The organism is Bacillus sp. FSL M8-0071 (assembly GCF_037975455.1).
Lineage (GTDB): Bacteria > Bacillota > Bacilli > Bacillales > Bacillaceae > Bacillus > Bacillus subtilis.
Window position 1 is genome coordinate 1,753,849 of sequence record NZ_CP150256.1, and the last position, 15,737, is coordinate 1,769,585.

The window sequence follows — 15,737 nt, forward strand, 5'->3', positions numbered from 1 at the left end:
ACAGGGTATAGTATATGTAGTGGTAACATAAAGGAGGAAAAAATAGAATGAGTGATCGTCAGGCAGCCTTAGATATGGCTCTTAAACAAATAGAAAAACAGTTCGGCAAAGGTTCCATTATGAAACTGGGAGAAAAGACAGATACAAGAATTTCTACTGTACCAAGCGGCTCCCTCGCTCTTGATACAGCACTGGGAATTGGCGGATATCCTCGCGGACGGATTATTGAAGTATACGGTCCTGAAAGCTCAGGTAAAACAACTGTGGCGCTTCATGCGATTGCTGAAGTTCAGCAGCAGGGCGGACAAGCCGCGTTTATCGATGCGGAGCATGCGTTAGATCCGGTATACGCGCAAAAGCTCGGTGTTAACATCGAAGAGCTTTTACTGTCTCAGCCTGACACAGGCGAGCAGGCGCTTGAAATTGCGGAAGCATTGGTTCGAAGCGGGGCAGTTGACATTGTCGTTGTCGACTCTGTAGCCGCTCTCGTTCCGAAAGCGGAAATTGAAGGCGACATGGGAGATTCGCATGTCGGTTTACAAGCACGCTTAATGTCTCAAGCGCTTCGTAAGCTTTCAGGGGCCATTAACAAATCGAAGACAATCGCGATTTTCATTAACCAAATTCGTGAAAAAGTCGGTGTTATGTTCGGGAACCCGGAAACAACACCTGGCGGCCGTGCGTTGAAATTCTATTCTTCCGTGCGTCTTGAAGTGCGCCGTGCTGAACAGCTGAAACAAGGCAACGACGTAATGGGGAACAAAACGAAAATCAAAGTCGTGAAAAACAAGGTGGCTCCGCCGTTCCGTACAGCCGAGGTTGACATTATGTACGGAGAAGGCATTTCAAAAGAAGGCGAAATCATTGATCTAGGAACTGAACTTGATATCGTGCAAAAAAGCGGTTCATGGTACTCTTATGAAGAAGAGCGTCTTGGCCAAGGCCGTGAAAATGCAAAACAATTCCTGAAAGAAAATAAAGATATCATGCTGATGATCCAGGAGCAAATTCGCGAACATTACGGCTTGGATAATAACGGAGTAGTGCAGCAGCAAGCTGAAGAGACACAAGAAGAACTCGAATTTGAAGAATAAAAATAAAATAAGTTTCAAATGATACAAAAGGCTGAGTGAAAAACTCAGCTTTTTTGTATTTTGCAAAAAAATGATAAAAATATTGCTTTTTTTGACAACTTTTTTAGGGCTTTATTCGTCTAACAAAACGTGTGCAAAATGGAATTTATTTTGGGAGGAAAAAATGAATGACAAGCCCAACCCGCAGAAGAACTGCGAAACGCAGACGGAGAAAACTAAATAAAAGAGGAAAACTGTTGTTTGGTCTTTTAGCAGTGATGGTTTGCATTACGATTTGGAATGCTCTTCATCGAAATAGTGAAGAAAACGAACCATCTCAAGAAACTGCAGCGGTTTCAAATACCGATCAGAAAAAAGAGGTCAAAAAGAAAACTGCCAAAAAATCAGAGGAACAAATCAAAACAGTGGATCGAAACCAAAAAATCAGCAATTATTTAAAAGAGATCGGTTTCAGCGGAACAGCCATGATTGTCAGAAATGGAGAAATCGTAACAAATAAAGGTTTTGGCTATGCTGACCGTAAACACTACATTCAAAATAATCCATTGACATCTTTTTATGTCGGTTCATCACAAAAAGCGCTGATTGCAACTGCTATTTTGCAGCTTGAGGAAAAGGGGAAACTTCAGACAAGTGATCCGGTAAGCACGTATTTACCTCATTTTCCCAACGGACAAACGATTACTTTGAAGAATCTGCTTACACATACATCGGGGATAAACGGACATATTGAAGGAAACGGCGCCATTACTCCGGACGATTTAATAAAAGATATAGAACTTCAGGGAATCAAACGTCAGCCGGGCGTATGGGACTACAAGGATTCCAACTATTCTGTTCTTGCTTATATTATTGCTGAAGTAAGCGGTGAGCCCTATGAACAGTACATAAAGAATCATATTTTTAAACCTGCGGGAATGACGCATGCAGGCTTTTACAAAACATATGAAAAAGAACCTTATCCTGCCGTCGGGTATAAGATGGAGGGCAGCAAAACAGTTACACCGTATATACCTGATTTATCCCAGCTGTATGGAGCGGGTGATATTTATATGAGCGCTATAGATATGTACAAATTTGACCAAGCGCTGATAGACGGAAAACTGTATTCGCAAAAAAGCTATGAAAAGATGTTTACGCCAGGGAGCAGCTCCACATACGGCATGGGATTTTATGTTGCTCCAGGAAGCTATTCAAACCATGGTGTTATGCCGGGCTTCAATATCTTGAACAGCTTTAGCAAATCTGGGCAAACCATTGTTATTTTGTTCTCAAACATTCAAAATAATGCTAAATTGGGCCAAGTGAACAATAAAATATACCAGCTTCTAAATCAAGAATGATTGGCGATCTTCTTTTGGATGAATTGCATTCGGCACGTGAAAAGAAGACTGGCCTGCAAACGTTAAGATGGCAAGCTTGACAAGTATTTCCGACACATTTACAATGAAGTTGTAACATTTGTTTTTTTAACATGATTGTTAAACCATTTAAACTTGACAAGGGCGATGAACACACTCATTCCCTGTGAAGGTTCTGTATGTTGAGAAAACTAGACAATGTACATGCCGACACTTTTTAAGCAACAACCAAGTTCATAGCAAGAGGAGGTGAAAGTATGACCCCAATTATGATGGTTCTCATCTCCATTTTGCTGATTCTACTCGGTTTAGTTGTTGGCTACTTTGTTCGTAAAACCATTGCCGAAGCGAAAATTGCGGGCGCACGCGGTGCAGCCGAGCAAATTCTTGAAGATGCGAAGCGTGATGCTGAAGCACTGAAAAAAGAAGCTCTGCTTGAAGCAAAGGATGAAATCCACAAACTTCGAATAGATGCTGAACAGGAAGTTCGTGAAAGACGAAATGAGCTTCAAAAACAAGAAAACCGTTTACTCCAAAAGGAGGAAAACCTTGATCGCAAACATGAGGGAATTGATAAACGGGAAGCGATGTTGGAGAAGAAAGATCATTCTCTGAATGAACGACAACAACATATTGAAGAGATGGAAAGCAAAGTGGATGAGATGATTCGTATGCAGCAGTCTGAGTTGGAACGAATTTCGAGTCTAACTCGTGACGAAGCGAAACAAATCATTCTTGAGCGGGTTGAAAACGAGCTTTCACATGACATCGCCATCATGACAAAAGAAACTGAAAACCGTGCGAAAGAAGAGGCGGATAAGAAAGCGAAAAACATTCTTTCACTCGCCTTACAGCGCTGCGCAGCGGACCACGTTGCCGAAACAACGGTATCAGTTGTCAATCTTCCAAATGATGAGATGAAAGGACGTATCATCGGACGGGAAGGGCGTAACATTCGTACGCTTGAAACGCTGACAGGAATTGACCTGATTATTGATGATACGCCTGAAGCTGTCATTCTTTCCGGATTTGATCCGATCAGACGTGAGACAGCCAGAATTGCTCTTGATAAACTCGTTCAGGATGGCCGTATTCATCCGGCACGGATTGAAGAAATGGTTGAAAAATCTCGCCGCGAGGTCGATGACTATATTCGTGAGATGGGTGAGCAAACGACATTTGAGGTTGGCGTTCATGGCCTCCACCCAGATCTCATCAAGATCCTCGGCCGCTTAAAGTTCCGTACAAGCTACGGTCAAAATGTGCTTAAGCATTCCATGGAAGTCGCATTCTTGGCCGGTCTAATGGCATCGGAGCTTGGTGAAGACGCAAAGCTTGCTAAACGTGCGGGTCTTCTTCACGACATCGGGAAAGCAATTGACCATGAAGTAGAAGGAAGCCACGTTGAGATCGGGGTAGAGCTTGCGACCAAATATAAAGAGCACCCAGTCGTGATTAACAGTATTGCATCACACCACGGGGACGAGGAGCCGACTTCCATTATTGCTGTACTGGTAGCTGCAGCAGATGCGCTTTCCGCTGCAAGACCTGGCGCAAGAAGTGAGACGCTCGAGAATTATATTCGAAGACTTGAAAAACTCGAAGAAATTTCTGAGTCCTACGAAGGTGTTGAAAAATCATTTGCCATTCAGGCTGGACGCGAAGTGCGAATTATGGTGAAGCCGGATTCAATTAATGATCTTGAGGCTCATCGACTGGCGCGAGATATCCGCAAGCGAATTGAGGACGAGCTCGATTATCCAGGTCATATTAAGGTGACAGTAATCAGAGAGACTCGAGCCGTAGAGTATGCAAAATAAAGTGATGCGCTAAGCATCACTTTATTTTTTTGACGGCAAGGAATTTTCAAGAAGAAAGGATTTACAAAATGAGAATTTTATTTATCGGAGATGTTGTCGGTTCACCGGGCCGTGACATGGTCAAAGAATATGTACCAAAGCTAAAAACAAAATATAAGCCTCACTTTACCATTATTAATGGTGAAAACGCCGCACATGGAAAAGGCCTGACGGAAAAAATTTATCACAGCTTAATCCAGTCCGGCGCAGATGCAATCACAATGGGGAACCACACATGGGACAAAAAAGAAATATTTGATTTTATAGATGACGTTCCGAACTTGGTTCGCCCGGCAAACTTTCCTGAAGGAACACCGGGGAAAGGGATCACATATGTGAAAGCAAACGGCAAAGAACTAGCAGTCATTAATTTGCAGGGACGTACGTTTTTGCCGCCGCTTGATGACCCGTTTTTAAAAGCGGATGAATTGATCGCAGAAGCTGCGAAAAGAACACCGTACATTTTTATTGACTTTCATGCCGAAGCGACAAGTGAAAAGCTCGCACTTGGCTGGTACACGGATGGACGGGCATCGGCTGTAGTAGGAACTCATACACACGTGCAAACAGCGGATAACCGCATTTTGCCGAAGGGAACGGCATATATTACTGATGTGGGAATGACTGGCCCGTATGACGGTATACTGGGGATGGACAGAGAGACGATTATTAAGCGATTCAAAACGAACCTTCCAGTCCGGTTTACTGTCGCTGAAGGAAAAACAACGCTCAGCGGAGTTGTCATTGACATTGACGATCAAACGAAAAAAGCCGTGAAAATTGAGCGTATTTTAATCAACGATGATCACATGTTCTTTGAATAGTTGAACATATGGTTATTTTATAAAAATATTAAAAAGAAAAGCAGGAATATAGCAACTCCTTAGTGAATATAGTAAAAATGGAAGGTAGCCCGCTATTTTTGAAAAGCATTGTGGGGATGGCTTTTTGGATAGCAACATCTAATAATGATTGTTCTAATGAACACTCACTTATCCATTGTAAAACTAAGGGGGAGCAGAAATGGAAATCTTAAAAGTTTCAGCAAAATCGAGTCCAAATTCAGTGGCAGGTGCGCTTGCAGGCGTGTTGAGAGAGCGAGGAGCCGCCGAGATTCAAGCGATCGGAGCGGGTGCATTAAACCAGGCTGTAAAAGCTGTGGCGATTGCCAGGGGATTTGTGGCGCCAAGCGGCGTTGATTTGATTTGTATTCCGGCTTTTACAGATATTCAAATCGATGGGGAAGAAAGAACAGCGATTAAATTAATCGTGGAGCCTCGCTAAAAACAAATAAAGCATTCTCAACCTGTTTGCGTAATGCAAACAGGTTGTTTTTCATTTATTGTGATATTTTCTCCCGATAGTATTTTTAGCACATAAATGAGCGAATATACAAAATCAGAAATGAGCTAAAACGTTTCAAAAAAAATTTCCGCCCATTTTTCAAGACAGATACTTTTGTCCTTCTGGAAAAGACAGTTCTGTTTACGCTTATTCCATATCATGGTACAATCCGAATATAACAAGAATTTTTCAAGGAGGATTGTACATGCAGAGTGGAAAGATGAAAGCTCTAATGAAAAAGGACGGGGCGTTCGGTGCTGTGCTGACTGAAGTTCCCATTCCTGAGATTGATAAACATGAAGTCCTCATAAAAGTGAAAGCCGCTTCCATATGCGGCACGGATGTCCACATTTATAATTGGGATCAATGGGCACGTCAGAGAATCAAAACACCCTATGTTTTCGGCCATGAGTTCAGCGGCATCGTAGAGGGCGTGGGAGAGAATGTCAGCAGTGTAAAAGTGGGAGAGTATGTGTCTGCGGAAACACACATTGTCTGTGGTGAATGTGTCCCTTGCCTAACAGGAAAATCTCATGTGTGTACCAATACTGCTATAATCGGAGTGGACACGGCAGGCTGTTTTGCGGAGTATGTAAAAGTTCCAGCTGATAACATTTGGAGAAATCCCGCTGATATGGACCCGTCGATTGCTTCCATTCAAGAGCCTTTAGGAAATGCAGTTCATACCGTACTCGAGAGCCAGCCTGCAGGAGGAACGACTGCAGTCATTGGATGCGGACCGATTGGTCTTATGGCTGTTGCGGTTGCAAAAGCAGCAGGAGCTTCTCAGGTGATAGCGATTGATAAGAATGAATACAGGCTGAGGCTTGCAAAACAAATGGGAGCGACTTGTACTGTTTCTATTGAAAAAGAAGACCCGCTCAAAATTGTAAGCGCTTTAACGAGTGGAGAAGGAGCAGATCTTGTTTGTGAGATGTCGGGCCATCCCTCAGCGATTGCCCAAGGTCTTGCGATGGCTGCGAATGGCGGAAGATTTCATATTCTCAGCTTGCCGGAACATCCGGTGACAATTGATTTGACGAATAAAGTGGTATTTAAAGGGCTTACCATCCAAGGAATCACAGGAAGAAAAATGTTTTCAACATGGCGCCAGGTGTCTCAGTTGATCAGTTCAAACGTGATCGATCTTGCACCTGTTATTACCCATCAGTTTCCATTAGAGGAGTTTGAAAAAGGTTTCGAACTGATGAGAAGCGGGCAGTGCGGAAAAGTAATTTTAATTCCATAAAGGGGGATAAACATGACGAAGGAATTTGAGTTTTTAAAAGCAGAGCTTAATAGTATGAAAGAAAACCATACATGGCAAGACATAAAACAGCTTGAATCTATGCAGGGCCCATCTGTCACAGTGAATCACCAAAAAGTCATTCAGCTATCTTCTAATAATTACCTCGGATTCACTTCACATCCTAGACTCATCAACGCCGCACAGGAGGCCGTTCAGCAGTATGGAGCCGGCACCGGATCAGTGAGAACGATTGCGGGTACATTTACAATGCATCAAGAGCTTGAGAAAAAGCTGGCAGCCTTTAAAAAAACGGAGGCGGCACTTGTATTCCAATCAGGCTTCACAACAAACCAAGGCGTACTTTCAAGTATTCTATCAAAAGAGGACATTGTCATCTCAGATGAATTGAACCATGCCTCTATTATTGACGGAATTCGACTGACAAAGGCGGATAAAAAGGTGTATCAGCACGTCAATATGAGTGATTTAGAGCGGGTGCTGAGAAAGTCAATGAATTATCGGATGCGTCTGATTGTGACAGACGGTGTATTTTCCATGGATGGCAACATAGCTCCTCTGCCTGATATTGTAGAGCTCGCTGAGAAATATGACGCATTTGTGATGGTGGATGACGCCCATGCATCCGGAGTACTTGGCGAAAAAGGCAGGGGAACGGTAAATCACTTCGGTCTTGACGGCAGAGTGCATATTCAGGTCGGAACATTAAGCAAGGCAATCGGAGTGCTCGGCGGCTACGCTGCAGGTTCAAAGGTGCTGATCGATTATTTGCGCCATAAAGGCCGTCCATTTTTATTCAGCACATCTCATCCGCCGGCTGTCACTGCAGCTTGTATGGAAGCGATTGATGTCTTGCTTGAAGAGCCGGAGCATATGGAGCGCTTGAGGGAGAATACTGCCTATTTTAAAGCAATGCTTGTGAAAATGGGTTTGACTCTCACAGAGAGTCAAACGCCGATTCTTCCTATTTTAATAGGTGATGAAGGTGTGGCAAAGCAATTTTCAGATCAGCTCCTTTCTCACGGTGTTTTTGCCCAAAGTATCGTTTTCCCGACTGTAGCAAAGGGAAAAGCCAGAATTCGCACGATTATAACAGCAGAGCACACCAAGGATGAACTGGATCAGGCGCTTGATGTCATCGAAAAGACGGCAAAGGAGCTCCAGCTATTGTAACAAGAGGAAGAGTTTACTCTTCCTCTTTTGATTCCTTATTGATTATTATTCTCAATGAGTGTACAATGATAGGTTGCCAGTTGTGCAGAGCTTCAATAACCTTTATACTGAAGGGTGGAAGTTTGGTTTGAAAGGAGAAAATATGACATGAATGAAAAACAAAAATTAGAGAGCGGACAAGTTAATCCATCGGACAAAAAATCCGAGAAGGATTACAGCAAGTACTTTGAAGCTGTTTACATTCCGCCTTCTTTAAAAGACGCGAAAAAACGAGGCAAGGAAGCCGTTACTTATCATAATGACTTTAAAATTTCTGAACAATTTAAAGGATTGGGAGACGGAAGAAAGTTCTATATCCGTACGTACGGCTGCCAAATGAATGAACACGATACAGAGGTTATGGCAGGGATCTTTATGGCGCTAGGTTATGAAGCGACAAACTCTGTTGACGATGCCAATGTCATTTTGTTAAATACATGCGCAATCCGTGAAAATGCTGAGAACAAGGTGTTTGGTGAGCTCGGGCACTTAAAAGCACTGAAAAAAAACAATCCCGATCTGATTTTAGGTGTGTGCGGCTGTATGTCCCAAGAGGAATCAGTCGTGAACCGTATTTTGAAAAAACATCCGTTTGTCGATATGATTTTCGGAACGCATAACATTCATCGCCTGCCGGAGCTTTTGTCAGAAGCATACCTTTCAAAAGAAATGGTTGTAGAAGTTTGGTCTAAGGAAGGGGACGTTATTGAAAACCTTCCGAAAGTCCGAAATGGAAAAATTAAGGGCTGGGTCAATATCATGTACGGCTGTGACAAATTCTGTACGTATTGCATTGTGCCTTACACACGCGGAAAAGAAAGAAGCCGCCGCCCTGAGGATATCATTCAGGAAGTGAGAAGGCTCGCAAGTGAAGGCTATAAGGAAATTACTCTGTTAGGCCAAAACGTAAACGCGTATGGAAAAGACTTTGAAGATATGACGTACGGACTTGGTGATTTGATGGATGAACTGAGAAAAATCGATATCCCGAGAATCCGTTTTACAACGAGTCATCCGCGCGACTTTGACGACCGCCTCATTGAAGTGCTGGCAAAAGGCGGAAATCTGCTTGATCACATTCATCTTCCGGTTCAATCAGGAAGCTCAGAAGTTCTCAAGCTGATGGCCCGCAAATATGACAGAGAGCGTTACATGGAGCTGGTGCGAAAAATTAAAGAAGCAATGCCAAACGCTTCTTTGACAACGGACATTATCGTCGGATTTCCAAATGAAACGGACGAACAGTTTGAAGAAACGCTTTCTCTATACCGTGAAGTGGAGTTTGACAGCGCCTATACGTTCATTTACTCTCCGCGTGAAGGCACTCCGGCTGCTAAGATGAAAGATAATGTACCGATGCGTGTGAAAAAAGAACGCCTGCAGCGTCTAAACGCACTGGTGAATGAAATTTCTGCTAAAAAAATGAAGGAATACGAAGGCAAGGTTGTCGAAGTATTAGTTGAGGGTGAAAGCAAAAATAACCCTGATATTCTTGCGGGCTATACTGAAAAAAGCAAGCTTGTCAATTTCAAAGGGCCGAAGGAAGCCATCGGCAAAATCGTCCGCGTGAAAATCCAGCAAGCGAAAACATGGTCGCTTGACGGAGAAATGGTAGGAGAAGCAATCGAGGTGAAATGAGATGACGCTCTACTCAAAAAAAGACATTGTGCAGCAGGCTCGAAACCTTGCAAAAATGATTTCTGAAACAGAAGAGGTTGATTTTTTCAAACGGGCTGAAGCGCAAATCAATGAGAATGACAAAGTGTCCACAATCGTTAATCAGATTAAAGCCCTGCAAAAGCAGGCTGTCAATCTGAAGCATTATGAAAAGCATGAAGCGCTCAAACAAGTAGAAGCAAAAATTGACGCGCTGCAAGAAGAGCTTGAAGAGATTCCTGTTATCCAGGAATTCAGAGACTCGCAGATGGAAGTAAATGACCTATTGCAGCTCGTTGCACACACCATTTCCAACCAAGTCACAAATGAAATCATCACATCAACCGGAGGCGACCTGCTGAAAGGGGAAACCGGTTCAAAGGTGAAGCATTCAAATAACAGCTGTTCTCTCTAAACACGGTGCCTTTACAGGCCCGTGTTTTTTTATCATTTGTGCGGTTAAAAATGAACTAAATAATCTATGTACCAAATGTTCAATTGGTTTTTCTGTGCTCAGCCGCGTATAAACTTTATCGCACTTATAAGTAAAGTTTCTAGGCACCCCTGCATACAATGGAACAGAAACTTTGTATTTTTATATTTTATTTATAAAAATGCACACTAGACAAATGCCCAGCATAAGATAACACGAAGAAGAACAAGGAGGCATGCCGGAATGTCTGAATACAGGGAAATTATTACGAAGGCAGTAGTAGCGAAAGGCCGAAAATTCACCCAATGCACCAACACCATCTCGCCTGAGAAAAAACCGAGCAGCATTTTGGGTGGTTGGATTATTAACCACAAGTATGACGCTGAAAAAATTGGAAAAACGGTAGAAATTGAAGGGTATTATGATATAAACGTATGGTACTCTTACGCGGACAACACAAAGACAGAGGTTGTCACAGAACGGGTAAAATATGTAGATGTCATTAAACTCAGATACAGAGACAATAATTACTTAGATGATGAGCATGAAGTGATTGCCAAAGTGCTTCAGCAGCCAAACTGCCTTGAAGTGACCATTTCGCCGAATGGAAATAAAATCGTTGTGCAGGCAGAAAGAGAATTTTTGGCGGAAGTGGTAGGGGAAACAAAGGTAGTTGTTGAGGTCAATCCTGACTGGGAAGAGGATGACGAGGAAGATTGGGAAGATGAGCTTGATGAAGAGCTTGAAGACATCAACCCGGAGTTTTTAGTGGGAGATCCTGAAGAATAAAAAAGGGACTAGGGGAGACAGTACCCCCAAGTCTCTTTTTTATATTGATATATCATTCTTTTATCACTTTTTGTTTATGTTATAATGAAGGTTGGAAAATAGAAACGTTGATACATAGTGAGGGATTAAACAATGGCCGGTTATACGCCTATGATACAGCAATATTTAAAAATAAAGGCAGAGCACCAGGATGCCTTTTTATTTTTTCGCCTGGGTGATTTTTATGAAATGTTTTTTGAGGACGCCAAAAAAGCGTCACAAGAGCTGGAAATTACGTTAACGAGCAGAGATGGCGGTGCGGCTGAAAAAATACCGATGTGCGGTGTGCCGTATCATTCTGCTTCCGCGTATATCGAACAGCTTATTAAAAAAGGATACAAAGTGGCGATCTGTGAACAGACGGAAGATCCGAAAGCCGCAAAGGGCGTTGTGAAAAGAGAAGTGGTTCAGCTGATTACGCCCGGAACTGTAATGGACGGCAAAGGCATCCATGAATCGGAAAATAACTTTATCGCATCTGTTTCAGCCTGCTCGAACGGATACGGACTTGCGCTGTCTGATTTAACAACGGGAGAAAATTTGGCTGTTTTGATTGAACGGCTTGAAGACGTCATATCAGAAATTTATTCAGTCGGCGCAAGGGAAATCGTGGTTTCAGGAAGCTTGGATGCCGATACAGTGGCACAGCTGAGAGAGCGGTGCGGTGCAACGATTTCAATTGAAGACGGAGAAACAGACGAACACGTAACGATCATTGAGCACTTAAATAATGAAGATATAACAAAAACATTTCTGCGCTTATATACGTATCTGAAAAGAACCCAAAAGCGCAGCCTTGATCATCTTCAGCCCGTGCAGGTGTATGAGCTTGAGGAAGCGATGAAAATTGACTTGTACTCAAAGCGTAATCTGGAGCTGACCGAAACGATCCGTTCGAAAAATAAAAAAGGCTCCCTTTTGTGGCTGCTGGATGAAACAAAAACGGCAATGGGAGGCCGGCTGCTTAAACAGTGGATTGACCGGCCGCTTATCAGAGTCAATCAAATCGAAGAGCGCCAAGAAATGGTGGAAACATTGATGTCCCATTTCTTTGAACGGGAAGATCTGCGTGAACGTTTAAAAGAAGTATATGACTTAGAACGCCTTGCCGGACGCGTTGCATTCGGAAATGTCAATGCCCGGGATTTGATTCAGCTGAAGGAATCGTTAAAGCAAGTTCCTGGCATCAAACAGCTGGTTGCTTCACTGGCTCATGACAAGGCCAAGGAACGTGCAGAGCGCATTGACCCTTGCGGGGATGTACTTGAACTGCTGGAAGAAGCGCTGTACGAAAACCCTCCTTTATCGGTAAAAGAAGGGAATCTGATTAAAGATGGTTATAATCAAAAGCTTGATGAATATCGTGATGCAAGCAGAAACGGAAAAGACTGGATTGCCCGCCTGGAACAGCAGGAGCGGGAATACACAGGCATTCGTTCTTTAAAGGTTGGCTTTAATAAAGTTTTCGGTTATTACATTGAAGTGACAAAAGCAAATTTGCACTTGCTTGAGGAAGGGCGTTATGAGCGGAAGCAGACGTTAACCAATGCAGAGCGCTACATTACACCTGAATTAAAAGAAAAAGAAGCGCTCATTTTAGAGGCGGAAAATAACATCTGTGAACTGGAGTACGAGCTGTTTACCGAGCTGCGCGAGAAGGTGAAGCAGTATATTCCGCGGCTACAGCAGCTTGCAAAACAGATGAGCGAGCTGGACGCACTGCAATGCTTTGCGACAATCAGTGAAAATCGTCACTACACGAAACCGGAGTTCTCTAAAGATGAAGTCGAAGTGATTGAAGGCAGACACCCGGTTGTTGAAAAAGTCATGGACAGCCAGGAATATGTCCCGAACAACTGTATGATGGGCGATAACAGACAAATGCTTCTCATTACAGGTCCAAACATGTCAGGGAAAAGCACGTATATGAGACAAATCGCGCTCATTTCCATTATGGCGCAAATCGGCTGCTTTGTACCCGCGAAAAAAGCGGTGCTTCCGATTTTCGATCAAATTTTTACGCGAATCGGCGCTGCAGATGATTTGATTTCCGGACAAAGTACATTTATGGTAGAAATGCTTGAAGCGAAAAATGCGATTGTCAACGCGACGAAAAACAGCCTCATTCTGTTTGATGAAATCGGGCGGGGAACGTCCACTTATGACGGCATGGCGCTGGCACAGGCGATTATTGAATATGTTCACGATCATATCGGCGCCAAGACGCTGTTCAGCACACACTATCACGAGCTGACCGTTCTTGAGGACAAGCTGCCCCAGCTGAAAAACGTTCATGTTCGCGCTGAAGAATATAACGGAACGGTTGTCTTTCTTCATCAAATCAAAGAAGGTGCCGCTGATAAAAGCTATGGTATCCATGTAGCTCAGCTTGCCGAACTGCCGGGAGATCTGATTGCCCGCGCCCAAGATATTTTAAAAGAGCTTGAGCATTCAGGAAACAAACCGGAAGTGCCGGTGCAGAAACCTCAGGTGAAAGAAGAGCCGGCACAGCTGTCCTTTTTTGACGAAGCGGAAAAGCCGGCTGAAACACCAAAGCTTTCAAAAAAAGAAAAGCAAGTGATCGATGCCTTCAAATCACTTAATATACTGGATATGACACCGCTTGAAGCGATGAATGAAATGTACAAGCTGCAAAAGAAATTACATTAAAACGGGGTGATGAATGTGGCAAAAGTCATCCAGCTGTCAGATGAGCTTTCGAATAAAATAGCGGCGGGCGAGGTTGTGGAACGGCCCGCCTCAGTCGTCAAAGAATTGGTGGAAAATGCGATCGACGCTGACAGCACAGTCATTGAAATCGATATTGAGGAAGCAGGCCTTGCATCCATTCGGGTCTTGGATAACGGCGAAGGAATGGAGAATGAAGATTGTAAGCGTGCTTTCCGCCGCCACGCAACGAGTAAAATAAAAGATGAAAATGATTTATTCAGGGTGAGAACGCTCGGTTTCAGGGGAGAAGCCCTGCCGAGTATCGCGTCAGTCTCTCATCTGGAGATTACAACAAGCACTGGTGAAGGAGCTGGGACGAAGCTCGTCCTCCAAGGAGGAAACATCATTTCCGAATCGCGTTCCTCAAGCAGGAAGGGAACTGAAATTGTCGTTTCCAACCTGTTTTTTAACACACCGGCCCGTTTGAAATATATGAAAACCGTTCATACAGAGCTTGGAAACATTACGGATGTGGTTAACCGTATTGCTCTGGCGCATCCAGAGGTATCGATCCGCCTGCGCCATCATGGGAAAAACCTGCTTCAAACGAACGGAAACGGAGATGTGCGCCATGTACTGGCAGCGATTTACGGCACGGCTGTCGCCAAAAAAATGCTTCCGCTGCATGTGAGCTCCTTGGATTTTGAAGTAAAGGGATATATCGCCCTCCCAGAGATTACACGGGCGTCGAGGAACTATATGTCGTCTGTGGTCAATGGCCGTTACATTAAAAATTTCCCGCTCGTCAAAGCGGTTCATGAAGGCTATCATACGCTTCTGCCGATCGGACGCCATCCGATTACTTTTATAGAAATTACGATGGACCCGATTTTAGTCGATGTCAATGTGCATCCATCGAAGCTTGAGGTCCGGCTCAGCAAGGAAACAGAGCTTCATGACTTAATTCGTGACGGAATTAAAGATGTATTTAAACAGCAGCAGCTGATTCCGAGTGCCCAGCTTCCGAAAAAATCGCCACCTGTTATCAAAAATGAGCAGCAGTTCATAACCTTTGATGAAAAGCCTCCGGAAAGAAAAGTACCGGAAAAAGCGCATGCGCCATCTTATTCACCAATGAAGCTCAGCTCAGTCGTGAAAGAGCCGATTGATGCGGAGGAAGAATTGCCTCCTCTCCAATTTGATGCTCCTCCTATCGTTGATCAGGAACAAACCCTTGAGGTGTCCGATGTTTCAGAAGAACTGCCTGAAACATTTGAGCAGGAATGCCATGAGGAACCGCAGCAGCCAGCGTCTGAGCGGGTTCCGATTATGTACCCGATCGGCCAGATGCACGGGACTTATATATTGGCACAAAACGAAAACGGCTTGTATATTATTGACCAGCACGCCGCCCAAGAACGTATTAAATATGAGTACTTTCGTGAAAAGGTGGGGGAGGTTGAGCCTGAGGTACAGGATATGATTGTACCGCTGACGTTCCACTACTCCACAAATGAGGCTTTGATTATTGAACAGCACAAACAAGAGCTCGAAAGCGTCGGTGTCTTTTTAGAGTCATTCGGCTCTAACAGTTACATCGTCCGCTGCCACCCGGCCTGGTTTCCAAAGGGAGAAGAAGCAGAGCTCATAGAAGAAATCATTCAGCAGGTGCTCGACTCCAAAAATATAGATATTAAAAAACTTCGCGAGGAAGCGGCGATTATGATGAGCTGCAAAGGCTCCATCAAAGCAAATCGCCACCTCAGAAACGATGAAATCAAAGCGCTTCTGGACGACCTCCGAAGCACATCAGACCCATTTACATGCCCGCACGGCCGCCCGATCATCATTCACCACTCGACATATGAGATGGAAAAGATGTTCAAACGCGTGATGTAGCGGGGGTGGTAGGCATTGATCCATTCTCTGAATGGATCAATGCTTTTTTTGTACTCCTTCGAGTGTCAGATTATAAGAAACGGTTGTAAACGTGTGAGCAGTGTTAACGCATTA

Annotated in this window: 12 protein-coding genes; all 12 read left to right on the forward strand. The window is 43.8% G+C overall.

Translation table 11 applies throughout. The features are described from left to right. The first annotated feature begins 47 nt into the window (after positions 1 to 47). The 12 genes from recA (at position 48) to mutL (ending at position 15,623) form a co-directional block, all read left to right on the forward strand. Positions 48 to 1,094: a recombinase RecA gene (gene recA / locus MKX71_RS09080; RefSeq protein WP_003245789.1), complete on the forward strand. Its 1,047-nt coding sequence runs from the start codon at positions 48 to 50 to the stop codon at positions 1,092 to 1,094. Positions 1,095 to 1,261: 167 nt separating this feature from the next. Then, complete coding sequence (locus MKX71_RS09085; RefSeq protein WP_003245877.1) at positions 1,262 to 2,437, forward strand: serine hydrolase domain-containing protein; 1,176 nt, start codon at positions 1,262 to 1,264, stop codon at positions 2,435 to 2,437. Between the two features lie 275 nt (positions 2,438 to 2,712). Further along, on the forward strand, positions 2,713 to 4,275 hold the full coding sequence (rny, locus tag MKX71_RS09090) for a ribonuclease Y (RefSeq protein ID WP_003221010.1): 1,563 nt from the start codon (positions 2,713 to 2,715) through the stop codon (positions 4,273 to 4,275). 68 nt (positions 4,276 to 4,343) lie between these two features. Next, positions 4,344 to 5,138: a 2',3'-cyclic-nucleotide 2'-phosphodiesterase gene (gene ymdB, locus MKX71_RS09095; protein WP_003245138.1), complete on the forward strand. Its 795-nt coding sequence runs from the start codon at positions 4,344 to 4,346 to the stop codon at positions 5,136 to 5,138. Positions 5,139 to 5,337: 199 nt separating this feature from the next. Next, positions 5,338 to 5,598 (forward strand): stage V sporulation protein SpoVS, encoded by a 261-nt coding sequence (spoVS, locus tag MKX71_RS09100; protein ID WP_003154135.1) that lies wholly within the window; start codon positions 5,338 to 5,340, stop codon positions 5,596 to 5,598. A 265-nt stretch (positions 5,599 to 5,863) separates the two neighbouring features. Beyond that, complete coding sequence (gene tdh / locus MKX71_RS09105; protein WP_181217077.1) at positions 5,864 to 6,907, forward strand: L-threonine 3-dehydrogenase; 1,044 nt, start codon at positions 5,864 to 5,866, stop codon at positions 6,905 to 6,907. A gap of 12 nt (positions 6,908 to 6,919) precedes the next feature. Then, positions 6,920 to 8,098, forward strand: coding sequence for a glycine C-acetyltransferase (locus MKX71_RS09110; RefSeq protein WP_339231968.1), 1,179 nt, complete (start codon positions 6,920 to 6,922; stop codon positions 8,096 to 8,098). A gap of 147 nt (positions 8,099 to 8,245) precedes the next feature. Further along, positions 8,246 to 9,775, forward strand: a complete 1,530-nt coding sequence (miaB, locus tag MKX71_RS09115; RefSeq protein WP_014664026.1) for a tRNA (N6-isopentenyl adenosine(37)-C2)-methylthiotransferase MiaB — start codon at positions 8,246 to 8,248, stop codon at positions 9,773 to 9,775. A gap of 1 nt (position 9,776) precedes the next feature. Continuing rightward, positions 9,777 to 10,208 carry a regulatory iron-sulfur-containing complex subunit RicA gene (gene ricA, locus MKX71_RS09120; protein ID WP_003231834.1) on the forward strand — a complete coding sequence of 144 codons (432 nt, stop codon included), beginning with the start codon at positions 9,777 to 9,779 and terminating at the stop codon, positions 10,206 to 10,208. Positions 10,209 to 10,469: 261 nt separating this feature from the next. Further along, on the forward strand, positions 10,470 to 11,015 hold the full coding sequence (cotE, locus tag MKX71_RS09125) for an outer spore coat protein CotE (protein ID WP_003231833.1): 546 nt from the start codon (positions 10,470 to 10,472) through the stop codon (positions 11,013 to 11,015). A 132-nt stretch (positions 11,016 to 11,147) separates the two neighbouring features. Beyond that, positions 11,148 to 13,724 (forward strand): DNA mismatch repair protein MutS, encoded by a 2,577-nt coding sequence (gene mutS / locus MKX71_RS09130; protein WP_003231832.1) that lies wholly within the window; start codon positions 11,148 to 11,150, stop codon positions 13,722 to 13,724. A 15-nt stretch (positions 13,725 to 13,739) separates the two neighbouring features. After that, positions 13,740 to 15,623, forward strand: a complete 1,884-nt coding sequence (gene mutL / locus MKX71_RS09135) for a DNA mismatch repair endonuclease MutL (RefSeq protein WP_015252069.1) — start codon at positions 13,740 to 13,742, stop codon at positions 15,621 to 15,623. The last annotated feature ends 114 nt before the right edge of the window (positions 15,624 to 15,737 follow it).

Excerpts from the sequence above, each read along its gene's own strand:
- rny (WP_003221010.1), top strand. The coding sequence starts at position 2,713 with ATGACCCCAATTATGATGGTTCTCATCTCCATTTTGCTGATTCTACTC.
- spoVS (WP_003154135.1), top strand. The coding sequence starts at position 5,338 with ATGGAAATCTTAAAAGTTTCAGCAAAATCGAGTCCAAATTCAGTGGCA.
- MKX71_RS09085 (WP_003245877.1), top strand. The coding sequence starts at position 1,262 with ATGACAAGCCCAACCCGCAGAAGAACTGCGAAACGCAGACGGAGAAAA.
- ymdB (WP_003245138.1), top strand. The coding sequence starts at position 4,344 with ATGAGAATTTTATTTATCGGAGATGTTGTCGGTTCACCGGGCCGTGAC.
- recA (WP_003245789.1), top strand. The coding sequence starts at position 48 with ATGAGTGATCGTCAGGCAGCCTTAGATATGGCTCTTAAACAAATAGAA.
- cotE (WP_003231833.1), top strand. The coding sequence starts at position 10,470 with ATGTCTGAATACAGGGAAATTATTACGAAGGCAGTAGTAGCGAAAGGC.
- miaB (WP_014664026.1), top strand. The coding sequence starts at position 8,246 with ATGAATGAAAAACAAAAATTAGAGAGCGGACAAGTTAATCCATCGGAC.
- MKX71_RS09110 (WP_339231968.1), top strand. The coding sequence starts at position 6,920 with ATGACGAAGGAATTTGAGTTTTTAAAAGCAGAGCTTAATAGTATGAAA.
- mutS (WP_003231832.1), top strand. The coding sequence starts at position 11,148 with ATGGCCGGTTATACGCCTATGATACAGCAATATTTAAAAATAAAGGCA.
- tdh (WP_181217077.1), top strand. The coding sequence starts at position 5,864 with ATGCAGAGTGGAAAGATGAAAGCTCTAATGAAAAAGGACGGGGCGTTC.
- ricA (WP_003231834.1), top strand. The coding sequence starts at position 9,777 with ATGACGCTCTACTCAAAAAAAGACATTGTGCAGCAGGCTCGAAACCTT.